The sequence below is a fragment of the Achromobacter pestifer genome (genome assembly GCF_013267355.1).
Classification (GTDB): domain Bacteria; phylum Pseudomonadota; class Gammaproteobacteria; order Burkholderiales; family Burkholderiaceae_B; genus Achromobacter; species Achromobacter pestifer_A.
Map to the genome: position 1 here is coordinate 2,139,301 of NZ_CP053985.1, position 26,268 is coordinate 2,165,568.

A 26,268-nucleotide genomic window follows, 5' to 3' on the forward strand; every position below is an offset into this window, starting at 1 on the left:
AATCAGATATGCCAAAAATCACCGTACTCCCGCACGCCGAGCTGGCGCCCGAAGGCGCCGAACTGGAGGTGCGGGCCGGCACCACGATCTGCGCGGCCTTGCTGGCCAACGGCATTGAAATAGAACATGCATGCGACATGAGTGCCGCCTGCACCACCTGCCACTGCATCGTGCGCAAGGGTTTCGATTCCTTGAACGAAGCGAATGAGTCCGAGGACGACCTGCTCGACCGGGCCTGGGGGCTGGAAGCGCAGTCCCGCCTAAGCTGTCAGGCGGTCGTGGCAGAGGAGGACCTGACCGTCGCCATTCCCAAGTACACGGTCAATCATGCCAAGGAAGAGCATTAGGAGCTGGCTTGGATATCAGGGATTTCGGCCAGGAAGCCTCACCCCTATCGGCCTCCTGCCTCATACAGGTCCCACGCCTGCCTGGCGCTTGCGCTGTCATGGATCATGGCCATCAGCGCCCGCACCACGGACGACGGATCGGCATGCTGGTAGACATTGCGGCCGTACACCAGCCCCACGGCGCCTTCATCGAGCAATTCGCGCGACCGCTCGAAGACCTGGCGCAGATCCTCCCGGCCGCCGCCGCGCACCAGCACCGGGCAGCGCGCCGCCTGCACCACGCGGTGAAAATCGCGCGTGGCGGTCGTGGGGTCGGCCTTGACGATATCGGCGCCCATTTCGCGCGCCAGCCTGACCAGCGTGACGATTTTCTCGGCGTCGCCATCGACCATGTAGCCGCCGCGCGCGGAGTGCGGCGCCATGACCAGGGGCTCGATCATCAGCGGCATGCCGTAGCGGTCGCAGTCCGCGCGCACTCGCGCGATATTGGCGACGCACTGGCGGAACAAGTCGGGCTCGTCCGGCAGCATGAACAAGTTGACCACCACGCAGGCCGCGTCCATCTGGACGGCAGGCAGCACCGGGTCCTGTTCGTTCTGCAGCACGGCCCACATGACGCGGTGGGTCGTGGCGTTGTAGGGATTGCCCATGTCCAGGCGCATGACCAGCGCGGGCTTGTCCCGGCCAGGACGTTGTTGCAGCAGGTCGGCCTGGCCGTAGTTCAGCTGGATGGCGTCGGGGCGCGCGGCGGACAGTTGTTCCATCACGGCCGGCATGTCCTCCAGTCCGGGCAGGAAGCTGGGTTCATTGCAGACGCCGTGGTCGACTGCGATATCCAGGCAACGGCCGCCGTTCAGCAGCCGGTTCAGGCGCGCTTCTTTTCTGTGCAGCATGGGGATTCCTTGTTCAATCCAGTGTTTGCAGGTGGCGCTCGGCCGCCTGGTCGATGGCGGCAATGTCTTCAGGCGAGAGTTCCAGCGCGGCGGCGCCGGCATTCTGCATGGCCTGCTGCGGTGTGCGGGCGCCGCATAACGCCACGGTGACGCCGCCTGGCCGCGTGGTCCAGGCGATCATCAGCTGCGAAGCCGAGCAGTCCAGCCGCTGGCACAGGGACTCCAGTTCCGCGAAGAAGCCTTGCAGCCGGCTGCGGTTGGCGACGCTGAAGCGGGGGTTGCCGGCGCGCTGGTCGTCGCCGGTAAAGCGGCGCGCCGGATCGATGGGGCCGGCCAGCAGGCCGAGCGCCAGCGAGGAATATCCGAGGATGCCGACGTTGTGGCGGCGGCACAGCGGCATCAGCGTGGCTTCGATCTCGCGGTCGATAAGGCTGTAGCGTTCCTGGATGGCATCGACCGGGCCGTGGCGCAGGTATTCGGCCAGGGTACCGGGATCCGCGTTGCTGACGCCGATGGCGCGGATCTTGCCTTGCCGCTTCAGGTCCAGCAAGGCGTCCATGGTCTCGGCGACGGGCGTGCCGGCGTCCTGCCAGTGGGTGATGTAGAGGTCGATGTAGTCCGTCTGCAGGCGCGCCAGGCTTTGCTCCACTTCATGGAAGATGGACGCGCGGCCCAGGTGGCGATGCACGGCCTGGCCTTCTTCGTCAAAGAAATGCTCGCCTTGGCGGGTGTGCCAGACCAGTCCACATTTGGTGGCGATGACGGCTTGCTGGCGGCGCCCCTTGAGCGCCTGGCCGACCAGGCTTTCGGCGTGCCCCAAGCCATAGGCCGGCGCGGTGTCGATGAGCCGCACGCCCGCATCGAGGGACGCCTGGATGGCGGCAATGGCAGCCGCATCGTCCCCGCCGCCCCACATCCAGCCGCCCATGGCCCAGGTGCCCAGGCCGACGGATTCGCAGGCGATGCCGGACACGCCCAGTGTTGTTGTCTTCATCGGGAAACCTTTTTGACGTTCATGAGATGGTCGACGGTGACCGCGGCCAGCAGGATCAGCCCCTTGACGACGTCCTGCCAGTAGGGCGACACGTCCAGCAGGATCAGCGAACTGGTGACGACCGACAGCAGGGCCAAGCCCAGCACCGCGCCCAGCACGGTGCCCGAACCACCCTTGAGGCTGGCGCCGCCGATCACCACCGCCGCGATGACGTTGAGCTCCATGCCCACGCCGAAGTTGGGCGTGGCGGCGCCGAAGCGCGCCGTGTAGACCACGCCGGCGACTCCGGCCAGGGTCGAGCACAGCACGGTGACCCAGAACTTCACGCGACCGGTGCGGATGCCGGCATAGAGCGCCGCCTTTTCATTGCTGCCGGTGTAGAACACCTTGCGCAGCAGGGCGGCGCGGCGCAGCGCGAAGTCGCTGACGACGACGATGGCGGCGAAGATCAGGATGACCGCGGGAATGCCCGCGATGGATCCCTGCCCGATGAACTTGAACTGCGGCGGCAACGAGAACAACGATTGCGGCGTGCCCTGGGTGATTGCCAGGCACAGGCCGCGCACGATCACCATGAACGCCAACGAGGCGATGAAGTGGCTGAGGCCGATGCGGGTCACGCAGCCGCCTATCAGCGCGCCCACCATCGTGCAAACGGCGATCGCAGCCAGGCTGGCGGTCCAGGGGTCCAGCCCCAGCAGGAAGAGCTTGCCGGTAATGACCATGGCCAGGCAGACCACCGAGCCCACCGACAGATCGATGCCGCCGACGATGACCAGGATGGTCATGCCGACCACCACGATGCCTTCGATGGAAAACGACAGCAGCATGGCACGCACGTTTTCCCAGGTCAGGAAATGCGGCGACGCGAAGCTCATGACGACGCACAGCGCGGCGATGATCAGCAGCAGCCCCGCTTCGCGGAAGCTGCCCAGCCGGCGTCCCGGGCGGGGGCCAGGCGGCAGGCCGGCGGCAGGGGATGTCAGGACCGCTTGCGCCGCCGGATGGGTTTTCAGATCGCTCATCATGTTGCCTCCTGGGCGGACAGGCCCGAGGCCAGCCGCAGCAGTTTTTCTTCCGTCATTTCGCTTGCCGCCAGTTCTCCGGCGAGCCTGCCGTTGCGTATGACCAGGGCCCGGTCGCACAGGCCGATGATCTCTGGCAGCTCGGACGAAATCACCACCACGCCCACGCCCTGGTTGGCCAGGTCGCGCAGGAGGTGATGGATCTCGGATTTGGCGCCGACGTCCACGCCGCGCGTCGGTTCGTCCATCAGCAGCACCGAGGGCCGAGTCGCCAGCAGCTTGGCAATGGCCACCTTCTGCTGGTTGCCGCCCGACAGGCAACTGGCGTCGATCGCCACGCCGTCCGATTTGAGCCTGAGCCGGGCGCCCAGCTCAACGGCCAGACTGTGTTCCGCCGCGCGTTTGAGCAGGCCGAAGCGCGAGCTGATGCGGCCCAGCGCCATGGACGACACGTTCTGTTCGATCGGCATGTCCAGGAACAGGCCGGCGGCCTTGCGGTCTTCGCTCAGGTAGGCGATGCCGTGGCGCAGGGCATCGGCATAGCGGCGCAGCCGCAGGGGCTTGCCCCGCAGCCGCACGGCGCCTCGCCGCGCGCGCCGCAGACCGCACACGGTTTCGGCCAGCTCGCTGCGGCCCGCGCCCATCAGGCCGGAGATACCCAGGATTTCGCCCCGGCGCAGCGTGAACGAGATGCCGTGGACATTGGCGCCGTCGGCGAGGTCCTCCACTTCCAGCAAGGTCTCGGCCGGCGCATCGCCAGCCGCTTGCCGGGGCGGGTAATAGTTGCCCAGATCGCGCCCTACCATGCAGCGCACCAGCGCATCCGGAGAGAGGGCCGCGATATCGGCGCTGTGCACGTCGCGGCCGTCGCGCAGCACCGTGACGCGGTCGCAGTGCTCGAAGATCTCGGCCATGCGGTGACTGATGTAGACAATGCCGATGCCCTGGGCCTTGAGGTCGTGCAACACGCGGAACAGCGCCACGGACTCGACTTCGGTCAGCGCGGCGGTCGGTTCGTCCAGGATCAGCACCTTGCAATCCAGCGTCAAAGCGCGGGCGATCTCGACGAGCTGCTGGCTGGATATGCCCAGCGCATCCACCCGCAAGCCCGGGTCGATGTTCTGGCCCAGCCGCCGCAGCACGCCCGCGGCGCGCTCGTTCAGGCTGGCATAGTCCATCCAGGCCTGCGCGCCAGCGCTGATCATGGGCATGAAGATGTTCTCGGCCACGGTCGCATCGCCGCACAGCGCGATTTCCTGGTGGACCAGGCCGATGCCCAGGCGCATCGCATGGGCCGGGCCATTGATGACCACGCGCTCGCCCTCCAGGTAGATGTCGCCGCTGTCGGGCTGGTGGATGCCGTCGATGATCTTCATCAGCGTCGACTTGCCGGCGCCGTTCTCGCCGCACAAGGCATGGATTTCGCCCCGGCGCAGCGTGAAGCGCACGTCGGCCAGGGCTTTGGACGCGCCGAACTGCTTGCTGATGCCTTGCAGTTCCAGCAGCGGTGCGGACGCCTTCATTCGTTGATGCCCTTGGTGCCGCGGCGCGCCAGATACTTGTCCCAATAGAAGTCGTCGGCGTTCGCCTTGCTGACGATGGACAGGCCGTTGTCCAGGAACGGTACGGCCATGGGGTTGGTGCCATTGCGCTTGGCGTCGTTCATCGGGTCGATCAGTTGCTGGTTGCGAGCCAGGAACAGCAGCATCATGCCCATATAGCCCTGCACGCCCTGGTTCGGGTTGACGGAGCCAAAGACCTCGCCCGACTTGATCATGTCCAGGATCTTGGCGTTGACGTCGCAGCACAGGACCTTGATGTTCTTCTTGGTTTCGATGGAGGCCTGCGCCGCGCCCAGCGCCGAGTTGGCCTCGGGCATGAACAGCGCGCCCAGGCCGGGGTTGGCCTGCGCCAGGCTCAGCGTGGCCTGGTACGCCTTGTTCGGGTCCTGGTTGCTGGCCGCGCGGCCCACCAGCTTCATCCCGGGATGCTGGGTCTTCATGCGGTTGATGAAGGCCGCTACGCGGCGGTCATGGTTGTCTTGGCCCGGGTTTTCCAGCACCGCGTATTCGCCCTTGCCATTGAGCGAGGCCGCGATGGCGTCGGCAGCCTGCGCGCCTTCACGGTCGTTGTCCGACGTGACAAAGGACACGCGCTTGGAATTGGGGGAGTCAGCCGCGAAGGTCACCACCGGGATGCCCATGGCCGCGGCGCGATTGATGGGTTCGATGAAGGGATCGGGGTTCATGGGATGCAGCAGGATGCCGGCCGGCTTGCGCGCCAGTTCCTGCTCGAACGAGGCCAGCTGCTTGTTGACGTCATATTCGGGCGTGCCCGAATAGCGGGTGCGCACGCCGAGCGAATGGCCCAGCTGTTTCATCATTTCGTAAACAGGAAACCAGTACTCCACCCCGGACACCATCACGTTCATCACGTAGACGTCGTTCGCGTTGCCGCGCAGCCCGGAGGCCTGCGGGGTGTTCTGCGCAAAGGCGTTGGCGCTCGCCAGGCTGGCGCCCGCCGCCGCTACGGTCTTCAAGAAATCTCGTCTCATGTTCCGCTCCTTTTTTTCGCATCGTTCCAAGAACCCTGCAGCCCTCGGTGCCTGTTGTTCAACCTGTTTTGGTCGAATCGTTGTTATGACATCGCTGAACTATATTGCAGACGAATTTTTTAGATTACTAGGGGAAACACTGCTATCCTGCCTGAAATTTCTGTAGACAATGTTATGACATGAAAACAGACATCTACCTGGGCATAGACATGGGCTCCACGGGCTTGAAGGCGGTTGCCTTCGAGGCCGAGAGCGGTGCCACACTGGCCACATCGGGCGGCGCCCTGCCCTATCGGCAATTGCCGCAAGGCGGTTGCGAGCTGTCCGCAGACGCCATCCAGACGGCGCTGGCGCTGGCCTTGCAGGGCGTGGCGGCCCAGCTGGGCCCGCGCGTGGCCGACGTGCGCGCGTTGTGCTGCACGGGCCATGGCGCCGGCTTGTATGCGCTGGATGCCAGCGGGCAATTGCTGGAGGGCCGCGCGGTGGCGTCGACCGACCAGCGCGCTGCCGCCCGCGCCCGCGAGCTGGGCCGCCGCATGGGGGACGCGCTGTATGACGAAGTCGGCTGCCGGCCGTGGTCGGGGCAGCCGTCGCTGATCGCCGCCGAACTCTTCGGCGCGGACGCCGGGCAACTCCGCCGCGTCCGCCACCTGCTATTCGCCAAGGATTATCTGGGGTTCCTGCTGACCGGCGAGATCGCCACGGACGCCAGCGACGCCAGTACGGCGGGCCTGCTGTCGCTCGATGCCGGGGCTTGGTCCACGATGGCTTTCGAAGCCGCCGGCCTGTCCGGCCTGGCAGCGACGGCGCTGGCGCCCATCGCGCCCAGCGGCGCCGTGATCGGCCGGCTGCGGCCAGCCCAGGCGGCCGCCTTCGGTTTGCCCGCCGGCCTGCCCGTGGCGCTCGGCGCCATCGATCTGCTCGCATCGCTGAAAGCCGTGAACGCGGAGCGCCAGGGCCACGCCGTGGCCGTGCTCGGCACCTGGTGCGTGAATGCCGTGGTGGCGCCGACTCGCGAACCGAAACCGGAGGTGGGCGCCATCGTCAGCTTCGGTGATCCGGACCGCAGGCTCTATCTGGAAAACAGTCCCTCGTCGATGGCGAACGTGGCTTGGCTGGCGCGCACCTTGCAGTTCCAGGATGCGGCCGCGGCGGTGGATTGCGCGATGGGGGTGCCCTTGGGCGCCGAGGGCCTGCGTTTTCTGCCCTTCATCAATGGCGGGAGCTGGCCGGCGGGAGCCTGCGCGGGATACGTCGGCCTGCAAGGGCATCACACCCGCGCGCACATGGCTCGCGCCGTGATCGACGCCGTGGTGGCGCTGCACGCGCGGCACCTGAAACGCCTGGCGGCGCTTGGGCTGGGCGTGCCAGACAGGGTGGCCGCCCTGGGCGGCGGCGCCCGGGACTTGCGGCTGGCGCGCCTGCTGGCGGGCTTTCTGGGACATGCCGTGGAACGCTGCGGCGACGACGAAACCGGCGCGCGCGGCGCCGCCCTGTATGCCGCGCTGTCGCAAAACCCTGGCGGCGGCGACCTGCTGCCCGCCCCATGCGAACGGGTCGAACCCCTTGCCGCCGAGGCGCAGGCGCACGCCGACTTCTACGCCAGCTTCCATGGCTTGGTGGACAACATGGCCCCCGCTTTCGGCCATCTTGCGGGACCCGCCCGATGACCCCGCGCACCTCCCCCTTCACGCGTCCGGCTTCATTGGCGGGCCGCCATTTTTCGACGGTGATCGTGGGCGCGGGCATCAACGGCGCTGGCGTGTTCCGCGACCTGTCCCTGCAGGGCGTGGATTGCCTGATCGTGGACAAGGACGATGTGGCGGCAGGCGCCAGCAGCGCGCCATCGCGCATGATCCACGGTGGCTTGCGCTACCTGGAAAGCGGGTCATTTTCGCTGGTGGCGGAAGCCACGCGCGAACGCAATCTGCTGCTGCGCAACGCGGCGCACCTGGTGCAACCGCTGGAAACCGTGGTGCCGCTATCCAGCCGCTTCGGCGGCCTGTGGGGCAGCATGCTGCGCTTTGCCGGCCTGAGCGCCTCGCCTGGCGCGCGCGGACTGTGCGTGGTGGGACTGGGCTTGCGCCTCTATGACAAGCTGGGCCGTAACCAGCGCGTCATGCCGGAACATCGCATCGAACGCGTACCGGCGGCGGACAGCGCGCTGTTCGGCGCGGCGGTGCGCTGGACGGCCACGTATTACGACGCCTGGATACGGCATCCGGAATGGCTGGTGCTGGAGTTGATCGACGATGCGCATCGCGGCCACCCGGCCTCGGTCGCGTCGAACTATTGCAGCGTGACCGCTTGCCAGGGCCGCGCCATTACGCTGCGCGACGCGCTGACCGGCGAATCCGTGCAAGTGACTGCCGACACGGTGGTCAACGCGACGGGCGCCTGGCTGGACCGCGCGGCCGGCGCGCTGGAAGGCGACGGCTCGCGCGTCATGGGCACCAAAGGGTCACACCTGATCTTGGACCATCCCGCGCTGCGCTCGGCACTCCAGGGCCGCATGGCTTACTTCGAGGCGTCCGACGGCCGGGTGTGCATCGTCTATCCGTTCCTGGACCGGGTGCTGGTGGGCTCCACCGACATTCCGGTGGATGATCCGGACCTCGCCGCGACCGAGCCGGCGGAGATCGACTACCTGCTCGACGTGTTGCGTGAGGTGTTTCCCCGCCTGGATTTCGGCCGCAAGGACGTGGTCTACACTTACGTGGGCGTCAGGCCGTTGGCCCAGTCGGATGCCGACAAGCCCGGACAGATATCGCGCGATCACGCGGTGGTGATCGACCCGCCCAACGCGCGGCGCGAGGTGCCGATGGTGTGCCTGGTCGGCGGAAAATGGACCACCTTCCGTTCGCTGGCGCAGCTGGCGGCCGACGCGGTGCTGCAGCAACTGGGGCGCGCGCGGCGGCAGTCAACCGAGCAAGTGGCTATCGGCGGAGGAGCGGGCATGCCCGCCGATGCGGCGGGACGGCAACGCTTTCTGGACAGCATTCAGGCCGCCACCGCGCTGGACCGGGGACGGGTCGCCGAACTGTTCATGCGCTATGGTTCACGGGCGGGCGCCGTGGCGGCGGACTTCGCGGCGGCAGGCGACAAGCCCTTGCGCCACGCAGCAGATCATTCAACAGCCGAGATCCGCTATCTGTGCCGCGAAACGGCCGTGCAGCACCTGGCCGATCTGGTGATCCGGCGCACCCTGCTGGCCATCCGCGGCCATGTCACCCCGGCGCTGCTGGCGGAGCTGGCGGATATCGCCGCGGCCGAGCTGGGCTGGAGCCTCGCGCGCCGGCAAGACGAGTTACGGGCCTGCACCGCGACGCTGCGGGACCGGCATTGTGTTCAACTTCCTCCAGCCGAGGCGCCCCGGGCAGAGCCCGCCGATTCCGTCTTGGCCACAGGTTCGATTTCCAATTCTTTGACGACATGAGCAGCCCCATCTCCACCGAAGCCATATTGGACCGCAGCGCCGGCGCCCCGCTCTGGACACAGTTCCGCGACGTGGTGCGCGGCAAGATCCTGCAAGGTGAACTGGCCGTGGGCGACAAGCTGCCCACCGAGGCCGAGTTCGGGGAACAATATGGCATTTCGCGCATCGTCGTGCGCGAAGCGCTGGCGGACCTGGTCCGCAACGGCCTGATCTACAAGATCCGCGGCCAGGGCGCCTTCGTGTCGGCGCGCGAGCGCGACGAAGACTTCGTGTCCACCGTGCTGGGGTTTTCGGACGAGATGGAACGCAAGGGCCGCACGGTACGCACCCAGGTGCTGCTGCAGGAACTGCGCGCCCCCACGGCGCACGAAGCCAGTTCGCTGGGGCTGACCGAAGACAGCCAGGTCGTGGCGCTCAAGCGGCTGCGCAGCGTCGACGGCGAACTGCAATTGCTGGTGGAAACCGCCGTGCCCGCGGATCTGGTGCCGGGCCTGCACCGCACCCGCCTGGAAAACCGTTCGCTCTACGACGTGCTGCGCAGGCAGTACGGCCTGCGCATCGTGCGTGCGGAACGTTGGATAGACGCCGTGCAGCCGGACGCCCAGACCTGCGATTTGCTGGGCATGAAGGAACCCGAACCCTTGCTGCGCATCGAGTCCATCGCTTATGGCGCCAACGGGCGTGCGCTGGAACATTACCGCGCCTTGCACCGCTGCAAGTCCAGCCGGCTGCATGTGCAGACCACTACCTGAGGCGGTAGGAGGCTTGCAGGTTTGGCGATCAAGTTAAGAGGATCAGCGCGCGGCTGCCATCGAGGTCAACGGCCTGACGGGCGGCTGCTCATGCTGTAGCGCCTGCCACAGATCATGGTTAGCCTGCATTGCGACCCAAGCCTGGGCAGTACTGGCCCCGGCATGCTGCAGACGAACAGCAAGATCCGGGCTGATACCCGCCTTGCCGTTGAGAACCCGTGAAAGCGCCACCCGCGACATGGCCAGCCTGTTGGCAGCCTCGGGCACCGATAGCCCCAAGGGCACAATTACCTCTTCCCGAAGAATTTCACCCGGATGCGGAGGGTTGTGCATCATGATTGGCCTTGAACGGCTGCTGGACATGCAATATGTCAGCCAAAACCTTCTGCGACAAGCCTCGTGTCTACCGCAGCTCTTGAAGTGGCATATCCCGAAGCATCCGTCCAGGCAGATGGGCGCAAAACGTCAAGATGCTCTTCGAGCGCTACTCGGAGTGGATCGACAAGATGGCAAATCAGCTAGGGGAAAGACAAGATGCGGCGGCTTGCTGCGCGGCATCGTCCGGAGAGGCCAATCAGACCTTCTGAACCGGAGTCGGAACAGCCACATTCAGGCCCAGTGTGGGCCCAAGCCATTCCTAAGTCTTGGATTTGGTGGCGCGCCCGACAGGAATCGAATCTGTGCGGACGCAAATTAGCGCCAATTAGCGAACAGAACGCATCACGAAGCAAGCAAAATAGCCGCATTAGGTCGCACTAATTTGTGTGAATGGCCCCGCGTTTGGCCCCATCCCCGCTTATGGCTGGCTACTAGTCCCTCAATCCCCCTCCCATGTTGAGGGCCCCCCTAGGAATGATCCATATGAGGTCAACGACCCTCGCGGGCGCACGCGTGCCTCGCCGCTTTGACGCGACATTCGAATATCCCTCCACCGCAAGGGCCGGGCGCCACGCCGCCCGACTGTGGTTTGAAGAACCCACGCCCCTCTCCCTGGCCCAGTTTCGAGACCATCACTTCCGCGATCACTGCCAGGGAAAGCACGACTCCCCGAGCGAGCGAGCCGTCAGAAAGTCCGCGTTCCACCAGGCCTTTACGGAGGCCGTTGGCCACATCGTCGTCGAGGAGGGACGCTTCTATGCGCTCGCTGCTTGAACGTCCCGTGAGCTTTCGTTTGTCAGCGGAAAGCTACGCCAAGTATGAAGCGGCTGCGGCACAACTCGGCATGCGGTTGTCTCAATACCTCCGCTTACGTCTGGAAGTGGATGACTCCGTGTCCGAGCAGGTTTCGCAGTTGCGCCTGACCATGCTAGATGTTGCACCGAACTTCGACACCACCGCCCGCACCAATCCCGCGCTCGTGGAACTACTTCTGCTGGTCCGCCGAGGAAGCAGTCCTGGTGAACTACGCGCCGTCCATAACGAGCTCGAGCGCCAAGGCTTGACGCCCTGGTCGCCAGAATCGGCGTAGTCACAGGCATCTACCGCGCCCTTGCACTTGCGAGGCGCTTCCCTCTACCTCTCGGGCAGTCCTTGCCCCCGGAGTCTTCCCCATGCACACCCCCGCCCTGGCGGCCGTCCTCGCGACGGCCCTCCTTCTTTCGGCCTGCGGTTTTGCCCCGCCCGCGCCGGCCCAACCGAGCGATACGCCTCGTGTGGCAATCAATCGCGTCGATCCTCGCCTGGTAGACCCGGCCGCCCAGTCGGCGGCACCATCCGAGTCTCCCAGCGCTGCGGCAATCTCCTTGCCGGCGTCCGATCTACCGGGTAATTCTGCCCCGACCACTACGACGTCCACATTCCTTGCATCGGTCGCCGCAATACCAGTACCCGAAGCGCCGGCCAAGAGTGAATCAGCCCCCGGGGCGTCTCATGCCGCGGCGCCAGCCGAGCAAACGGCCAACGACCAGCCCGCCACCATCCAAGTTGCCGCCTCCCTCGTCGCTGGCCAAGAAATACTGTCTTCACTGCCGGCCGAATCGAATCCCGCAGAAGCCATCCCTCAGGCTGACCCCGAGCCGGTCATCCTGAAAGAAATCTGGAAGATCAGCCCGGACGACCGCACCGTGCGCCAGGCGTTGGCCCGGTGGGCAGGCAAGGCCGGCTGGACTTTCGGCCCGGATCAATGGGAGGTGACACGCTGATTCAATGGGGTGGCGGTGTGGTCTTCTCCGGCGCACTGGCCGGCGGCATCATCAAGCTCTTCTTCTGAACATGGCCGCCCCTGCGAAGGCGCGGCACGAAGGAGCACCCGCCGATACCAGACCCCCTCCGCCCGGATCCAGCGTGCCGCCCAACCAGTACCCCCTGTTCAAGGGAGCCACGCGAATCGCGACGATCAAAGGTGGCGTGCCGACCCGGGCGTTCGTGGCTCTGGTCTTTCTCACGGTCACCGCCGCCATGTTCACCCTCTGGGGATGGCTACTCGGCCCGATTCTCTACCCGATCCTGGCGGTCCTGAGCCGCAACGATGATCGTGCGTTCTGGATATGGGAACTGTGGTTCAAGACAAAGCTCTTGGCCCCAAACAAACGTTTCTGGGGCGCCATATCGCTCACGCCGATTCCCTACAGCAAGCGCCGGCGCTGGTGCCGGATGCTCGGAGCCAAGAAGACATGACTCAAATCTCACCGGCCATGCCTGCCTACGAGCCGGCGGTCAGCCAGTATGTGCCGATTTCCCACCACGTCACAGACTCCGTAATAGCCACACGCAACTGGGAGTACCTGAGCGCTTGGCGCATTGACGGACGAACCTTCCAGGGCTACTCCGAAGCCGAGCACAAGGAGTGGATCGAAGAGCTCAACAACGTCCTGCGTGGTTGGCCCACGGGTTTTGGGCTTTGGTCGCATCTCGTCCGTCGGCGCGTCTCGGAATACCCGCAGAGCGACTATCCCGACGCCTTCTCTCGCGCCCATGACGCCGCATATAGCAAGGTGTTCGATGGCAAGCCCCCGATGATCAACGAGATGTACCTCACGATCCTCACGCGGGCTCAGGTCGATCCGACGTTGCGCCTGCTGTCCAGGTTCGAGAAGCGTACTGCGCGTCAGGCCCTTGCGTGGCAGTCGCAGGCGATCGAACAGCTTGACGACATCAATCGCAAACTCGCCGGCACGCTGAAGCGGTACGGTCCTGAAAAGCTGACTATCGTCGAGCGAGAAGTTGACGTCGCCGGGGAACTGCGCACCGCACACTTTTCCGAACCTGCGGAGTTCTTCGGTTTGCTGCTCAATGGGAAGCATTCGCCCGTTCCCATCACCAGTGCGCGCCTCTACAACTATCTTCCCACCAGCCGTCAGTTCTTTTCAACGCACGGGGAGCAGGCGGAAATGCGCGGGCCTGACTGGACGAAGCGCTACGTAATGCTGGAGGTCCGCGAGTACAGCAACAACACCAAACCCGGCCACCTGAACAGTCTGCTGAATCAGCCATACGAGTTCATCCTTTCTCAATCCTTCGGCTCCATGTCGAAGGCTGATGGGCTCAAAGCCTTGTCCCGCCAGATCAAATGGCTCGAAGACTCTGGAGACTATTCCGAGTCGCAGATCGCCGATCTGAAGAGGGCTCGCGACGATCTGTCCGCCGGCAAGTTCGTCATGGGGGATCACCACGCGACGCTGCAGGTCTTCGGCGACGATAGTGAGCAGGCCCTGCGAGCAGCGGCCGACATCAGCGGCGCCCTTGCCAGCAGCGAGGTCGTGGCACGCCTGGTTGATCGCTCCCTTATTGCGGCCTGGGCCGCTCAGCTGCCGGGGAACTGGAACTGGCGACCGCGCCCGTGCCCGATCACGTCGCCCAATTTCTTGTGCTTCTCGTCGATGCACAACTACCTCTTCGGGAAGCCGGCGGGCAACCCTTGGGGACCGGCGGTCACCATGCTGAAGACCACCGGCGGTACGCCCTATTACATGAACTTTCATGCCTCGCTCGCGGAAGTCGATGAAACGGGCAAGCGGCGCCTTGGCAACACGTCCATCCTGGGGCAGTCCGGGACGGGTAAGACCGTCCTGTTGGGGCATCTAGTCGCACAGGCGCGCAAATTCGACTATACGGCTGCGGTATTCGACAAGGACCGCGGTCTACAGGTCACGGTCATGGCGATGGGCGGCAAATACTTCCCCATGCAAATGGGAGTGCCGACCGGGTGGAATTACCTTCAACTCGAGCCAACCAAGAGCAATGTCACGTTCATGGCCAGCATGACGAAGCAACTCGCCGCCAATGGGGCAGATCCAGCGACCATGGCGGAGCAAAAGCAGATCGAGACTGCAATCAAGAAGCTGGTGGAGTTTATCGACAGACCGCAACGCCAACTGTCGACGCTACTGCAGTTCCTCCCCGCCGCGCCGTCAGAGGGCATGTCCCTTAGCCTGCGCGACCGGCTCGAACGCTGGTGCGCGGGTCATGAAAATGGCTGGATGTTCGACAACAAGACCGACGAACTCGATTTGTCGAGCACCGATCTCTTCGGATTCGATCTGACGGAGTTTCTCGACAAGGGTGAGATACGTGATGCCGCGATCACGTACCTGCTCTATCGAACTGAACAAATGCTCGACGGACGAAGATTTGCCTACTTCTTCGATGAAGTGCAACACCCATTGAAGGTCCCGTACTTTCAGACCTTCATGCAGGACAAGAGCCGCACCATCCGCAAGGAGAACGGCGTGTTCGTCTTCGCAACGCAGGAACCTGAAGCCATCAGCGGCAATCCTGTGGGACGGTCGATGATTCAACAATCGGCTACGCAAATCTACCTGCCCAACCCGAAGGCCTCCGAGGGGGAATACGTAAACGACTTCAAGCTCACGCCATCGGAGTTCAAGCTGATCAAGGAACTGGGCGAGTTCAGCCGTCAGTTCCTTATCAAACAGGGCGAGGCGACGGTCACAGCAGAACTGGACCTCTCCAAGTGCCCCGATTCCTTGCTCGTCTTCTCAGGGTCGGCCGACATGGCTGAGCTTGCCGAAGAAGCCGTTCTGAAGCTTGGCAACGACCCTGAGCAGTGGTTGCCGCTGTATCTCAAACTCGCCGATGAGGCGACAAGGAGCTAACCATGTCCAAAGTGATTTCATCCCGTCGGAACACCCTCGCCATCATTCTGGCAAGCGTATTTATTGCGAACAGCACGGCGCCCGCCCATGCCAGCGGGATTCCTGTCGTCGATGCAGCGAGCATCGGCGCACGGGCCGCAGAGCATGCGGCCACGATCGCCAAGTACCTTGAACAGATTGCAACGCTCAAGGCGCAGCTCGACACGGCCCGCGCCCAGCTCCAGGGCTTCTCCGGGACGCGCAATCTCGGGGACATCTGGAACGACCCCGAAATCCGAAAGGCGCTTCCCAAGGACGCTCAGGAAATTCTCAAGAGCGCGGAGGAGACCTACGGTTCCATGTCTCGCTCCGTGAAGCGCATCAAAAGCGAGGAAACGCTGTCCGGCATCTACATTTCGGACAAGCAGAAACTCGAAGATCGCGAATGGGACTACCTGACGGCGGCCAAGGCAGCGCTCGAGAACATCGACTACGCCACTGCCGCACGAAAGCGCCAGCTCGAAAAGCTTCAGGCAGAAATCAACCAGACCACGGACGCGAAGGGCATTTCTGAACTGAATGCCCGAATGCTGGTTGAACAGGCCAACGTGGCGGCGGATCAAATGCATATCGACAGCCTGCAGCGTCAACTGGAGCGCGAAGCTGCGCTGATCGAAAAGCAAAAGGCTAAGTTGGCGGAGTCTTCCTTCAGCATCGACGCGATTCGCGCGCCGCTGCCAGGAGCACGCTGATGGCCACGACCGCGGTTGCCCTAACCAGTCTCGGAGAAATCGCCAACTGGATCGATCAATCGGTGACCACGATGCTTACCGGCGTCATTACCCCGATGGTAGCCTCGGTCACTGAAAAGATCCTGCCTGTTGTCTCAGTGGGCCTGTCAATCGCTCTGATCTGGTACGGCTGGCTCATGATGTCAGGCGCCATTGCAACGCCAGTGCTTACCGCCGCAAGGAGGGTGGTAAATATCGGCGTCATTGTGGGGATCGCAGGCACCGGCGGTCTCTACCAGCAGCAGATCGCCAGCACCATGCTGGATCTTCCCAGCTCAGTCGCCCAGCTTTTCACCGGAACATTGAAGACGCCCTCCGAAATGATGGATGATGCGGCAAACAAGGGAGCGGAAATTGGCACAAAGATCCAAGATCGTGCACCCGATGGTGTCTCCAACATCGGACGGGCATTTGTTTTCGTGATCGTCGCCCTGATCATTACGGTGATCTCTGCAATTATGAGCGCGATCGGAATGCTCGTTCTCATTACAGTTAAAGTGGGAATGGGCTTGGTCGTAGTACTAGGCCCACTTTGCATCCTCGCGCTACTGTTCGAGCCAACGAAGGATTTCTTCAAAGCGTGGCTGCACCAAGCAATGTACTACGCGATCTACGCCGGCCTCTTTATGGTTGTGTTCATGTTCATCATGGGCATGTTTGGCATGCTTCAGAAAGGGCGCGTCCTTTCCCGAATCAACGGCAGTGTGGAGCGAAGCGACTCATCCGGTGAACCAGTAGATGACGATTCTTCGTCATCACGGCCCTCGATCGCCCCACCCACCACACCCTGAAAGTCTTTGGAGTGTTCCATGACCCAAGCGACCCGTCGACGCGGCGCGCAGGAAGCGCGCACGCTCAAGGCCTACAAGATCATGCAGCAAGTCTATGACCATGGCAAAGCCGAGGGGAAGACAGCCGCCCAAATCCACCAAGCGATTCGCGATGCTTACCCCTGGGGCGAACGCCGTGCGTGGCCCTACAAGGCTTGGCTTCAGGCCAGGCGCGAATTCTACGAGAAGCACGGGCTTCCCCTGGCCGCTCGTCGGTCAATCGCAGAATCACTCCAGGAGGGCGGCACGTGAACGGCCGGGCTCCGACATTTTCTTTACCCGGTAAAAACCCGCAGCGGCACAAGGGGCGGCCATGAGCGTCGAAGCATCCAAATGGGCCAGAATGGCCGATGTCCAAAAGTCGTCTTCAAAACTCGTTCTGATCAACCTGGCCCAGCTCGTGCGGTACGACGCGGACGAATGGACAGCATTCGCTTCCATTGAGTACCTGGTATGCGTCACGCATTTGAATCGCAAGACCGTCATCGAGGCATTGGCCAGGTTGCGCGAGCTTGGCGCGATCCAAGACACCGGCCGTCGCGCCGGCGACAATCGAAGCAGCATTATCTACAAGCTATGCCCTAATGCGGTCCCGCTGGTGAAACTCTCCGGCACGCGGGCGGCGGGTGCTCTGGTTGACGAAGAGCCCCAAGGCAACCTTGACAGTATCCCGGGCGAAAAGGACGCACCGGAATCGGCACTTGCCGCTGCCGAATCTGATGAGCGGCCGGGCAATGCCGGCTGTGCCCCTACCTCGGCATCAGATGGGCCGGGCGAGTCGACTGGTTGGGCTCCAGAAGCGCCTGCGCTGCCCACGACAACGCCTCCGGCCGCAGCTGAGCAAGACACTGCGGTTGCCGCACTGCAGGATCACTGCTCTGTGCGTCATTCAGGAACGCGCCGGCGACCGAATGCTGGTCCAGCCGCCACTCGCCTGCCTGCCACGTGGGAGCTACCCGCAAAATGGCGGGACTGGGCTCTGGGCCAGAAGCCACAGTGGTCGGACGAGAAGATTGATGCGATGGCCGCGACCTTCAGCGCGTACAAGCGCTCCCAGCCAGGCGACGGCGGCACTTCGTCGGACTGGTTTGAGTCATGGCGCCTCTGGGTGTTCCGCGAATGGGAGCCAAAGGGATCGGCCAACAAGCCCTGGCAAAGCACTTGGTCTGGCATCGTGGCCAAGGGCAAGAAGCTGGGCTTGGAGCAGGCCCCGAACGAGCCAGAACCCGAATTCAAAGCTCGGGTATTTCGGGCCGCAGGACTTGTGTCGTCCCCGTAGAAGTTATCCACAGCCGCACCCAATATCGGGGCTGGTCCCAAATTCGGGCCTAGCCCGAAAAGTTCTTCGGCTTGTCCCGAAATTGGCGTTTGCTAGTACCGAAAACGGCATTTTGCTAGTACCGAAAACGGTACCCAATAGGTATATATAGGTTTTATAGGTTTTAGAGAGAGTCGCGCGCGAGGCGCCGGCCGCGACACGCCGACCGATCCGCCTACCCTCCGGTCGCTCCGCTCCCTTCGCCCCGCCGCCTTCGGCGCCGGCCTGAAACCCATAGCTTCAGTCCCCCTCCCCGTTGGCGCAGTGCGCCACCGGGCGGGGGAGAAGTAGCCCCCCAGGTGATGACAGGCCGCTGGCCCGCCACGCGCCGCCCGCCCCGACCTCGAGCCCGCATCACCTTCATCTGCTCGCCACGGGTCCCACTGCCTCTCTGGCCAGGCCTTCGTCAACCGACCGTGAAGTATGAGTCCCCTCCCCGGCGGGTACCCCTTCCGCCGGGCGGGGAGTGGTAGCCCCCAAAGCGCGGGGGCTGCGAGCCCCCCTGGCCGGCCGCCCATCGGCGGCCGCGCTTCCGCCCCCCGGGGAACCGCAACGGTTCCCCCACGCCCGGCCACGCCGAGCGCGGCCCCCCCTCCCTCAAACCCCGTTCTCCAGATGGAGGAGCGCCATTGTTCAGTCCAACTTAAACGCAACTTGATGCAGCGGCGGCCTATGGCCGCCAAACCCCATCCCCTGCGGATTCATGATCGACGGAACATCCACCCAATCCCATCTGCGGCCCTAGTGCCGCTCTCGTTCACCATGCAAAGAAGTCAATCGCCGCCACCACAAACGAAAGACCTGGACACAGTTCAGCAGCTAAACGCGCTGGCATGGAGCAGCGGTCGCGCCCAACTGCGGGCATTACTTCCTCTGGTCGACAGCCTGGTGGACCAGGGAGTGCCTTACGCCGAAATCGTCGCGACCTTGGCAAAGTCCGGAATCGTCCTGAAAGCAAAGTCGCTACGCCAAGCTAGATGGCGATGGCGTCAACAGCAGACGAAATCGGGTTTGCCCTCTTCGCCACGCGTGACCACGCCACCCACCTCGCCTTTACCGCCGGCTCGGCATTTTCAATCGCCTAAATCCCCTTCCGAGCCTGGGCGCATCTCGAGCAAGGCTGACCTGGTGCAGTTGCGCACTTCGGCTGAATCCATCGACCTCGCCCAACTGGCCGAAATAGGCCGCCAAAAATAGGAACTGATTCCATGAAAATCGTAGTTTTGAACTACTCCGGCTCCGTGGGCAAGACCATGGCCACCAGCCACGTCTTCGCTCCTCGCATTCCCGACGCCGAAATTATTGCCGTCGAAACCACCAATGAAAGCGCCGCCGATCTCGGCCTGGACGTCGAGCAGATTCGAGGCGAACAGTTCGGCCGCCTCTTCCGCAAGCTGCTCATGGCCGAATCCGCCATCGTCGACGTTGGCGCCTCCAACATCGAGGACTTCCTCGCTGAATTGATCAAGTACGACGAGGCGCACCACGAGGTCGACCACTACGTGCTACCCGTTGTGTCCTCTGGCAAGGCGCAGCGAGAAACGATCAAGACTATTCAGGCTCTGACCCAGATCGGCGTGCCGGGCGAGCGTGTGCGCGTGCTCTTCAATCGCGTCGATGCCGACGTCAAGGACGAGTTTGCTCCTATCTTCGGCTACGCCAAACAGGCCGGTGGATTCATGGCCAATCCGGAAGCAGCCATCTTTGAAAACGAGATCTTCGATCTGCTGGCGAACAAACGCACCACGATCAAGGAGATCCTGGCCGATGAGACGAACTACCGTCAGCAACTTCGAGAGACGGACCGCAGTGACAAGAAGCGCATCTCGCAGCTGAGCGACATGGTCGCCCTGCAAGCCCTAGCGCGTCCCGTCGACCGCCAGCTCGACAAGGCCTTTTCTGCGCTCTTCATGTAGGGGCACGACTATGCAGGAAACAAACCCGGTCGCGCCGGCGACGAACGCTCCGCCGCGCAGCAAGATTGAGCTTCTTTACTCGGAGATTCTGCGAGAAAGCCACGTCTTCATCAGCCGGCTGGAACAAGTTTCCCGCCAGCAAGAGGAAATTCAGAATTCTCTGCAGGCACTCCCGATGACCATTCGCCAGGCGGGCCTAGACGCAGCGAACCAGACTGCGGACCAGGCCAGCCGATCGCTGCTCGAGGCGGCGCGCACCATTGCTACGGCAACGAGCGAACTACGCATTGCCAGTCGCGCCGCTACATCTGCTCATTCCGCCACCGCCTGGCGAGCAGGCATGTTGTGCCTGGCGGGCGCCTTCGGCGGATCGGCCTTCTGCGCGGCCTTGATCGTGCTTTTCAAGTATCTCTGACCTCGTCTTTCGCCGGCGCTACTCCCTTTTTCTCGCCGGAGAAATAAGCCACACCCTAGCCTACCTAGCAAGGAAAACCATGGCACCAGATATACGTCGGCGAATCATTCGATTCGCAGTCCTTATTCTTCCACTCTCGGCTTGGCTCCTCGCTGCATAGACACGGGCTCTTTAGCGCCGCCGGAATGGAGATTTCGGCGGCCTTAAATTCATGGGAATTCAAGATGATCTCGCTGAAGACGGTTCATCGTAGCGCTGCCGCGAGGGCATCGCATTACTACGCAGACCAAAAGGACGATTACTACAGCCGCGACGGCACCGCAGCTCAATGGCAAGGAAAAGCAGCAGAAGCCATCGGCCTGGCTGGCGCCGTAGAACAAGGAGAATTTTTGCGGGCCTTGCGAGGCGACTTCGGCCCAAACATTGAGCTTTCTCGATCGGTTCGGCTTGACTCTGAGGCTCGTGCGGCGCTTGATATGACATTCTCGCCACCGAAGAGCGTCAGCATCCAAGCCCTGGTCGGAAAGGATGGCAGCGTCATCGACGCCCACGACCAGGCGGTCACAGCTGCTCTTGAGTTTCTCGAGCGAGAGCTGTTGCGCGCTCGTCAGACTGAGCGCGGCGTCACCACAACTGAGCGCACAGGCAACGCGGTCATCGCCAAGTTCCGCCATGAGACGGCCAGGCCGACCGAAGGCGCATACTCAGACCCTCAGCTCCATACGCACTCTCTGCTAATGAACGTGACCGAACGGGCAGATGGCACCTGGGTGGCGATCTCGAACGACGAGATCTTTCGGCTGAAGTCGATGATGGAATCGGTCTATCACGCCGAATTGGCCACCTCACTAGAAAGGGCCGGCTTGCAAATCCGCTACGTTGATAAGTCTTTTGAACTGGCGCATATCTCGCGCGATCAGATCAAGGCCTTCTCTAAGCGTACCCAGGACATCAATGCTGAGCTGGCCGCTCTGGGTGAGACGCGGCAAACGGCAAGCCATGCACTCAAGCAAACCATCGCGATCAAGACACGGTTGGGCAAGGCACCGGAAATCACTCGCGAGGAGCTGCAGAAGGACTGGGAGACACAGGCGAAGGAGCTTGCCATCGACTTCAGTCCCTCGAAGGCGCCGAACGAGAAGGGCAAGCAGATCGAGCCGCGGGGCGACCTATCTCCCGAAGCCGCAGCGTTGATCGCCGACCAGTCCATTCGCTGGGCGATCAAACACCACACGGAACGTGAGTCCGTGATGGACGGAAAGGAGATGCTGAAAACGGCCCTTCGCCGGGCGCACGGAACGGGCATCGGGTTGAAGGAACTGAAGGCGGCCGTCAAACGCTCTTTGGACAGTGGCCACCTCATTCTCGGCAAACTCGAGTACCGTCATGCACGGGATCGTGAAGGCGCAGGCATGAGTCGGTCCGACTGGACTGAGCGCCTGGTTGTCGGTGGCATGAGTAAAAAGCAGGCAGAGGAACAGGTCCGCAAGTCGATCGCACGCGGCGAGATTGTTCCGACAGGCGCCAAGTACACAACGCAGGTAGCGCGCGAGCGCGAGAAGCGGATTTTGCAGATCGAGCGGGAAGGACGCGATCAGGTCCAGCCTATCCTGACAACAGCGGCGGCTAAGCTGGCGCTCGATGGCCGCTCGCTAATGCCTGGCCAGCTCGCTGCCGCTGAGTTGATCCTCAGTACGCCGAACCGCTTCGTGGGAGTCCAAGGATTGGCCGGCACTGGGAAGTCGCATATGCTGGCCAAGGTCAAAGACGCCGCGGAATCGGCTGGATACACCGTCAAGGCCGTTGCCTCTTATGGAAAGCAGATTGAAGCTCTTCGCGAGCTGGGCATGGAGGCCCGCACGGTGGCGTCCGTCCTAGAAGCGCGTCAACGGGACCGCTTCAAGTTGGACGCGAAGACGGTACTGGTCATCGACGAAGCCGGCGTCGTGCCGTCGCGCATTATGGAACGGCTTATGCAGATGGCCGAGGCGGATGGCGCCCGCATAGTCATGCTCGGCGACACCGGCCAGACCAAGGCAATCGAAGCCGGACGCCCCTTCCACCAGCTGCAGGTCAAGGGCATGGCCACCGCCATGATGGGGGACATCATCCGCCAGAAGTCCCCGGCGCTGAAGGCTGCGGTCGAATTGGCGGCTGCAGGGCATGCCTCGAGTTCCTTGGGCATCCTTGAACAGAAGCTGCACGCAGTTCACACTATCGACGTGGACGAGGCGCGATATGACGCCATCGCCCGTCGATACGCTTCGCTCAATGCTGATGAGCGACGGGAAACCCTCATTGTGACCGGCACGAACGCCTCGCGAAACGCGCTCAATGAAGCGACCCATCAAGCCCTGGCACTGGCGGGGAGAGGTTTCGAGTTCCGTATGCTAACTCGGCGGGACACCACGCAGGCGGAGCGTCGCGTCGCAAAGTACTACGTCGCAGGCGACGTCATTCAGCCTGAGCGAGACTACAAGACCGGCAATCTCAAGCAGGGTGAGATGTACAGAGTGATCGGCGTTCGTCCGGAAAAGCCTACAGACCTCGTGGTGGAGCACGTGGCCACCGGCGAGCGAACGACGTTCAACCCTGCGCGCGCAGCGAAAATCTCCGTATACGAACCCGTAGAGGCGGAACTAGCCGCCGGTGACTGGGTCCGCGTAACGCGGCACAACGCTCAGCTGGACTTGGCCAACGGCGCCAGGTTTGAGGTGCTCGCGGTCACGCCAACGACGGTGACAATCGGCGGCGGCGGCCGGCGTCTGATCCTGGACGCCACATCGGCGCCATTGCATCTGGACCGCGCCTATGCAACCACTAGCCATAGCGCGCAGGGCCTCACTTGCGACCGGGCGCTAATAAACTCCGAGAGCTACAGCCGAACCACGCAACGCGACGTCTACTACGTTGCGATTTCCCGAGCGCGACATGAAACGGAAATCTACACGGACAGCGCCGGCAAGCTCGCTGGAGTGGTGGATCGACGGGAAGAGAAGACCGCGGCGCTGGACATCGGCTTGGAACCTTCCCGGCCGTGGAGGCCGAAAGAAGCGACCCACGAATTCACGTGATGTCCCAGAAATAGTCTCCGTGCGCCAGCCCCAAAACACATATCAACATAGCTTGATCCCAATATCCGTAGCCTAAAAAACACAAGCGATACCTCACACTAGGGTGCCCGAGGAGCGCACATTGCCGCACGGAGTCGTTCATTCGCGGAGGGGCTTTTTCACACCGTTTCTTGTTTACTCTAACCGTTTTCCAGTAGGCTTTAAAAGTGCCCGGCTCTATTGACGCCGAGCACGTCTACGTCATTGCGATGTCAACTGGAGCTTATTATGCGACGAAAAGCAAGTAATCTCGGCCTACTCTCCACCATCGGCGTTTTAGTGCTTAGCACAGCGGGCTGCTCCAGCCCTCATAGCTCCAGAAATTATCAGTTCTCGGCAGAACAAAAAGGGGCGACCAGCTACACCAGAGACAGCAACCAGGCTGTGTACAAGGAATTGGATTTCGACAGCAAAGTTGCCTTTGACGATTCCCGCAAAGGTTTGATCGCCCCACTCATCAACGACGGTAATATCGATGGCGGCGTGTTCAACGCCACCGCGATGAACTTCATGCAGGACAAGAAGGCGCCGGACACAGTCAATCCCAGCCTCTGGCGTCATGCCCAACTGGCCAACTACGGTGGTCTGTTCAAGGTCACCGACCACATCTATCAGGTGCGCGGACAAGACCTTTCCAACTTGACCATTATCGAAACCAAGAACGGCGTCGTGTTCTACGACGTCGAGTATGCGGCAGACACACTCGCGAAGTCGATTGAGCTCTATCAACAGCATCGCGGAAAGCGGCCGCTCAAGGGCGTCATAATTAGTCATAGCCACGCCGACCATTTTGGCGGCTTTGACGGCATCATCAAGGCTGGCTTGGCCACCGAGGAGGAGCTCAAGGGCGGCAAGATTCCGGTCATCGTTCCCAAGGGCTTCCTAGAGGAAGCCGTCGCAGAGAACGTCACTGCCGGCAATATCATGGCTCGCCGCGCGGGCTATCAGTACGGCAACGTGCTCAAACCGGGTCCTACCGGTATCATCACCGGGGCACTGGGCCCAGCGCTGGCTAACGGCGCATCCGCGCTGCCGATTCCCAACCGGGAAATCACGAAGGATGGTGAGAAGGTCACGATTGATGGCGTGAATTTCGTCTTTTACCTGGCTCCGCACTCGGAGGCGCCCGCAGAAATGGTGATGTACATCCCCGAATGGAAAGCTCTATCCATGGCCGAGGACGTCAATCATCTCCAACACAACATCTATACGCTGCGCGGCGCGCAGACGCGTGACGCTAGCGTCTGGGCCAAGTACATCGGCGACGCTGTCGCACGCTGGGGCAGCGACGTCCAGGTTCATTTCGGCCCGCATACATGGCCTGTCTGGGGCAACAAGAACGTGCTCGAGTACATGAAAAATCAGCGAGACGTCTATCAATCACTCTATGACACCACGTTGCGCTACGCCAACTACGGCTATCGCCCTGACGATATCGCCGAAAACGCCAAACTACCGAAGTCCGTATTTAATCAATGGGATAACCGGCCGTACTACGGCAACACGCGCAACAACTTGAAATCCACCTACGTGCGGAACCTGGGCTGGTACAGCGGAAATCCGGCAGAACTGGCGAAGTATCCCGACGCTGAGCGCGGCAAACGCTATGTGGAGACCATGGGCGGCGAATCTAAAGTTCTGGATGCTGCGGTCGCCAGCTTCAAGAAGGGAGACTATCGCTTCACAGCCGACCTGCTCAACAACATTGTCGCGTACACCGCAGACAACAAGAATGCCAATTTACTCATGGCTGACGCCCTCGAACAGTTGGGCTACCAGGAGGAAAATTCGCTGTACCGCAACTGGTACCTGGCGGGAGCAGTCGAGCTGCGCACGGGGGGCAGCGTGAAGAACGATTTGAGCACCTCGTCTCCTGAAGTCATTGCCGGCCTGCCGCCCGAACTGTTCATTTCCTACTTGGGCATGATGGTTGACCAGACCAAGGCGGAACAGGCCGGCAACGCTGTTATTAATCTCAAGCTCGACGACGGATCGAAGTTCGGCCTTGATCTGCACAACGGTGTGCTTAACCGGGTGTCGAATTTTCAGGCGGCGAATGCCGACGCCACACTCGATATCTCCAAACGGGATCTGTTGGAATTTGCGTCAGGAAAATCCACAATGGACACCCTCGAGAGTTCCGGTAAGGCGAAGATCTCCGGGGACCGCAACGCGGTAGCGAAACTGAACGGAATCTTCGCGCTCGACCTCAGGAACGACATGAACCTCATCCTGCCGCTACAGAAGGAAAACCGCATTCAATAGTTCTTTCATTGCGGGCAGCGAACGTCACCCAGTGCGTCGGCAATTGCGACAGCTCTTAGAGAGCCATCGCCGCTTGAGCGGCCGCTGCTCGCACTTCAGAACACCTGTCACCCGTTAGATGGATGCAAGCCACAGCGGGTGGCAATCGACTGCATTCGGCCAGGAGCTGCCACTCGCGTTTCCGGTGAACGCTTGATAGTGCCTGATCGTCCAATGTGGCCTTTTATTCAATATTCGTTGTATGATTGAATCATGAATGAAGATCAAGCAATCTCCGCTCTCGCAGGCCTTGCCCATCCTCAGCGGCTACGCACGTTCCGCGCCCTGGTTGTGGCCGGGCCTCTCGGCCTCACGCCCAGCGTGCTTGCGGACCAACTCGGCGTTGCAAGGAACGCATTGTCCTTTCACCTGAAGGAGCTAGCCCATGCCGGCTTGGTGAGCGTCGAGCAACAGGGCCGCAACCTAATCTATCGCGCCGACTTTTCCCAAATGAATGGGTTGCTCGGCTACCTCACCGAACACTGTTGCGAAGGTGCGCCCTGCGAGGCTTCCGCCATCGCCAGCTGCACGACCTGCTAACCGGGAG

The 26,268-nt window shown here is 62.4% G+C and carries 24 protein-coding genes; 18 read left to right on the forward strand and 6 right to left on the reverse strand.

The genetic code is table 11. The features are described from left to right. Positions 1–8 precede the first annotated feature (8 nt). Positions 9–347 carry an ISC system 2Fe-2S type ferredoxin gene (fdx, locus tag FOC84_RS10370; protein WP_173144345.1) on the forward strand — a complete coding sequence of 113 codons (339 nt, stop codon included), beginning with the start codon at positions 9–11 and terminating at the stop codon, positions 345–347. A gap of 44 nt (positions 348–391) precedes the next feature. On the opposite strand, the gene FOC84_RS10375 is transcribed toward fdx, so the two are convergent. From FOC84_RS10375 to FOC84_RS10395, 5 genes are read right to left on the reverse strand one after another with little or no spacing between them, the layout of a single operon-like run. Further along, on the reverse strand, positions 392–1,240 hold the full coding sequence (locus FOC84_RS10375) for a class I fructose-bisphosphate aldolase (protein WP_173144346.1): 849 nt from the start codon (positions 1,238–1,240) through the stop codon (positions 392–394). 13 nt (positions 1,241–1,253) lie between these two features. Continuing rightward, positions 1,254–2,234 carry an aldo/keto reductase gene (locus tag FOC84_RS10380; RefSeq protein ID WP_173144347.1) on the reverse strand — a complete coding sequence of 327 codons (981 nt, stop codon included), beginning with the start codon at positions 2,232–2,234 and terminating at the stop codon, positions 1,254–1,256. After that, a complete protein-coding gene (locus FOC84_RS10385; RefSeq protein ID WP_217278790.1) occupies positions 2,231–3,262 on the reverse strand; it encodes an ABC transporter permease in 1,032 nt (343 codons plus the stop codon). Before FOC84_RS10385 ends, FOC84_RS10380 begins: the two co-directional genes overlap by 4 nt. Further along, positions 3,259–4,782: a sugar ABC transporter ATP-binding protein gene (locus FOC84_RS10390; RefSeq protein WP_173144348.1), complete on the reverse strand. Its 1,524-nt coding sequence runs from the start codon at positions 4,780–4,782 to the stop codon at positions 3,259–3,261. Before FOC84_RS10390 ends, FOC84_RS10385 begins: the two co-directional genes overlap by 4 nt. Next, a complete protein-coding gene (locus tag FOC84_RS10395; RefSeq protein WP_173144349.1) occupies positions 4,779–5,813 on the reverse strand; it encodes a substrate-binding domain-containing protein in 1,035 nt (344 codons plus the stop codon). Before FOC84_RS10395 ends, FOC84_RS10390 begins: the two co-directional genes overlap by 4 nt. Before the next feature lie 179 nt (positions 5,814–5,992). Between FOC84_RS10395 and FOC84_RS10400 the strand changes: the two genes are divergently transcribed. From FOC84_RS10400 to FOC84_RS10410, 3 genes are read left to right on the forward strand one after another with little or no spacing between them, the layout of a single operon-like run. Next, a complete protein-coding gene (locus tag FOC84_RS10400) occupies positions 5,993–7,483 on the forward strand; it encodes an FGGY family carbohydrate kinase (protein WP_173144350.1) in 1,491 nt (496 codons plus the stop codon). Continuing rightward, complete coding sequence (locus FOC84_RS10405) at positions 7,480–9,249, forward strand: glycerol-3-phosphate dehydrogenase/oxidase (protein WP_173144351.1); 1,770 nt, start codon at positions 7,480–7,482, stop codon at positions 9,247–9,249. The genes FOC84_RS10400 and FOC84_RS10405 overlap by 4 nt, the downstream gene beginning before the upstream one ends. After that, the gene (locus FOC84_RS10410; RefSeq protein WP_173144352.1) at positions 9,246–10,001 is read left to right on the forward strand and encodes a GntR family transcriptional regulator; all 756 of its coding nucleotides are present in this window, start codon (positions 9,246–9,248) and stop codon (positions 9,999–10,001) included. The genes FOC84_RS10405 and FOC84_RS10410 overlap by 4 nt, the downstream gene beginning before the upstream one ends. A 42-nt stretch (positions 10,002–10,043) precedes the next feature. Here the strand turns inward: FOC84_RS10410 and FOC84_RS10415 are convergent, their stop codons facing one another. Then, a complete protein-coding gene (locus FOC84_RS10415; RefSeq protein WP_173144353.1) occupies positions 10,044–10,337 on the reverse strand; it encodes a HigA family addiction module antitoxin in 294 nt (97 codons plus the stop codon). Positions 10,338–11,136: 799 nt separating this feature from the next. Between FOC84_RS10415 and FOC84_RS10420 the strand changes: the two genes are divergently transcribed. The 14 genes from FOC84_RS10420 to FOC84_RS10485 all read left to right on the forward strand — a co-directional run bounded on the left by FOC84_RS10420 (position 11,137) and on the right by FOC84_RS10485 (position 26,261). After that, the gene (locus FOC84_RS10420) at positions 11,137–11,469 is read left to right on the forward strand and encodes a hypothetical protein (protein WP_254241945.1); all 333 of its coding nucleotides are present in this window, start codon (positions 11,137–11,139) and stop codon (positions 11,467–11,469) included. 82 nt (positions 11,470–11,551) lie between these two features. Continuing rightward, positions 11,552–12,142, forward strand: a complete 591-nt coding sequence (locus FOC84_RS10425) for a hypothetical protein (RefSeq protein ID WP_173144354.1) — start codon at positions 11,552–11,554, stop codon at positions 12,140–12,142. Between the two features lie 142 nt (positions 12,143–12,284). Next, entirely contained in the window at positions 12,285–12,617 is a 333-nt protein-coding gene (locus FOC84_RS10430; RefSeq protein WP_252978955.1) for a type IV secretion system protein VirB3, read from the forward strand. After that, a complete protein-coding gene (locus FOC84_RS10435; RefSeq protein WP_254241946.1) occupies positions 12,614–15,055 on the forward strand; it encodes a VirB4 family type IV secretion/conjugal transfer ATPase in 2,442 nt (813 codons plus the stop codon). The genes FOC84_RS10430 and FOC84_RS10435 overlap by 4 nt, the downstream gene beginning before the upstream one ends. 2 nt (positions 15,056–15,057) lie before the next feature. Further along, positions 15,058–15,786 carry a type IV secretion system protein gene (locus FOC84_RS10440; protein WP_173144356.1) on the forward strand — a complete coding sequence of 243 codons (729 nt, stop codon included), beginning with the start codon at positions 15,058–15,060 and terminating at the stop codon, positions 15,784–15,786. Further along, positions 15,786–16,616: a type IV secretion system protein gene (locus FOC84_RS10445; protein ID WP_173144357.1), complete on the forward strand. Its 831-nt coding sequence runs from the start codon at positions 15,786–15,788 to the stop codon at positions 16,614–16,616. Before FOC84_RS10440 ends, FOC84_RS10445 begins: the two co-directional genes overlap by 1 nt. Positions 16,617–16,634: 18 nt before the next feature. Continuing rightward, the gene (locus FOC84_RS10450) at positions 16,635–16,907 is read left to right on the forward strand and encodes a hypothetical protein (protein WP_173144358.1); all 273 of its coding nucleotides are present in this window, start codon (positions 16,635–16,637) and stop codon (positions 16,905–16,907) included. Between the two features lie 61 nt (positions 16,908–16,968). Next, positions 16,969–17,934 carry a hypothetical protein gene (locus FOC84_RS10455; protein WP_173144359.1) on the forward strand — a complete coding sequence of 322 codons (966 nt, stop codon included), beginning with the start codon at positions 16,969–16,971 and terminating at the stop codon, positions 17,932–17,934. Between the two features lie 711 nt (positions 17,935–18,645). Further along, positions 18,646–19,170, forward strand: coding sequence for a hypothetical protein (locus FOC84_RS10460; RefSeq protein ID WP_173144360.1), 525 nt, complete (start codon positions 18,646–18,648; stop codon positions 19,168–19,170). A gap of 11 nt (positions 19,171–19,181) precedes the next feature. Next, the gene (gene stbB / locus FOC84_RS10465) at positions 19,182–19,889 is read left to right on the forward strand and encodes a StbB family protein (protein ID WP_173144361.1); all 708 of its coding nucleotides are present in this window, start codon (positions 19,182–19,184) and stop codon (positions 19,887–19,889) included. A gap of 10 nt (positions 19,890–19,899) precedes the next feature. Continuing rightward, entirely contained in the window at positions 19,900–20,304 is a 405-nt protein-coding gene (locus tag FOC84_RS10470; protein ID WP_173144362.1) for a hypothetical protein, read from the forward strand. Positions 20,305–20,528: 224 nt separating this feature from the next. Further along, positions 20,529–23,378 (forward strand): MobF family relaxase, encoded by a 2,850-nt coding sequence (gene mobF, locus FOC84_RS10475; protein ID WP_173144363.1) that lies wholly within the window; start codon positions 20,529–20,531, stop codon positions 23,376–23,378. A 267-nt stretch (positions 23,379–23,645) separates the two neighbouring features. After that, a complete protein-coding gene (locus FOC84_RS10480; RefSeq protein ID WP_173144364.1) occupies positions 23,646–25,682 on the forward strand; it encodes an alkyl/aryl-sulfatase in 2,037 nt (678 codons plus the stop codon). 252 nt (positions 25,683–25,934) lie between these two features. After that, positions 25,935–26,261: an ArsR/SmtB family transcription factor gene (locus tag FOC84_RS10485; protein ID WP_088159580.1), complete on the forward strand. Its 327-nt coding sequence runs from the start codon at positions 25,935–25,937 to the stop codon at positions 26,259–26,261. Positions 26,262–26,268: the final 7 nt, after the last annotated feature.

Coding starts and splice junctions, on each gene's coding strand:
- fdx (WP_173144345.1), top strand. CDS start 9: ATGCCAAAAATCACCGTACTCCCGCACGCCGAGCTGGCGCCCGAAGGC.
- FOC84_RS10375 (WP_173144346.1), bottom strand. CDS start 1,240: ATGCTGCACAGAAAAGAAGCGCGCCTGAACCGGCTGCTGAACGGCGGC.
- FOC84_RS10380 (WP_173144347.1), bottom strand. CDS start 2,234: ATGAAGACAACAACACTGGGCGTGTCCGGCATCGCCTGCGAATCCGTC.
- FOC84_RS10385 (WP_217278790.1), bottom strand. CDS start 3,262: ATGATGAGCGATCTGAAAACCCATCCGGCGGCGCAAGCGGTCCTGACA.
- FOC84_RS10390 (WP_173144348.1), bottom strand. CDS start 4,782: ATGAAGGCGTCCGCACCGCTGCTGGAACTGCAAGGCATCAGCAAGCAG.
- FOC84_RS10395 (WP_173144349.1), bottom strand. CDS start 5,813: ATGAGACGAGATTTCTTGAAGACCGTAGCGGCGGCGGGCGCCAGCCTG.
- FOC84_RS10400 (WP_173144350.1), top strand. CDS start 5,993: ATGAAAACAGACATCTACCTGGGCATAGACATGGGCTCCACGGGCTTG.
- FOC84_RS10405 (WP_173144351.1), top strand. CDS start 7,480: ATGACCCCGCGCACCTCCCCCTTCACGCGTCCGGCTTCATTGGCGGGC.
- FOC84_RS10410 (WP_173144352.1), top strand. CDS start 9,246: ATGAGCAGCCCCATCTCCACCGAAGCCATATTGGACCGCAGCGCCGGC.
- FOC84_RS10415 (WP_173144353.1), bottom strand. CDS start 10,337: ATGATGCACAACCCTCCGCATCCGGGTGAAATTCTTCGGGAAGAGGTA.
- FOC84_RS10420 (WP_254241945.1), top strand. CDS start 11,137: ATGCGCTCGCTGCTTGAACGTCCCGTGAGCTTTCGTTTGTCAGCGGAA.
- FOC84_RS10425 (WP_173144354.1), top strand. CDS start 11,552: ATGCACACCCCCGCCCTGGCGGCCGTCCTCGCGACGGCCCTCCTTCTT.
- FOC84_RS10435 (WP_254241946.1), top strand. CDS start 12,614: ATGACTCAAATCTCACCGGCCATGCCTGCCTACGAGCCGGCGGTCAGC.
- FOC84_RS10440 (WP_173144356.1), top strand. CDS start 15,058: ATGTCCAAAGTGATTTCATCCCGTCGGAACACCCTCGCCATCATTCTG.
- FOC84_RS10445 (WP_173144357.1), top strand. CDS start 15,786: ATGGCCACGACCGCGGTTGCCCTAACCAGTCTCGGAGAAATCGCCAAC.
- FOC84_RS10450 (WP_173144358.1), top strand. CDS start 16,635: ATGACCCAAGCGACCCGTCGACGCGGCGCGCAGGAAGCGCGCACGCTC.
- FOC84_RS10455 (WP_173144359.1), top strand. CDS start 16,969: ATGAGCGTCGAAGCATCCAAATGGGCCAGAATGGCCGATGTCCAAAAG.
- FOC84_RS10460 (WP_173144360.1), top strand. CDS start 18,646: ATGGCCGCCAAACCCCATCCCCTGCGGATTCATGATCGACGGAACATC.
- stbB (WP_173144361.1), top strand. CDS start 19,182: ATGAAAATCGTAGTTTTGAACTACTCCGGCTCCGTGGGCAAGACCATG.
- FOC84_RS10470 (WP_173144362.1), top strand. CDS start 19,900: ATGCAGGAAACAAACCCGGTCGCGCCGGCGACGAACGCTCCGCCGCGC.
- mobF (WP_173144363.1), top strand. CDS start 20,529: ATGATCTCGCTGAAGACGGTTCATCGTAGCGCTGCCGCGAGGGCATCG.
- FOC84_RS10480 (WP_173144364.1), top strand. CDS start 23,646: ATGCGACGAAAAGCAAGTAATCTCGGCCTACTCTCCACCATCGGCGTT.
- FOC84_RS10485 (WP_088159580.1), top strand. CDS start 25,935: ATGAATGAAGATCAAGCAATCTCCGCTCTCGCAGGCCTTGCCCATCCT.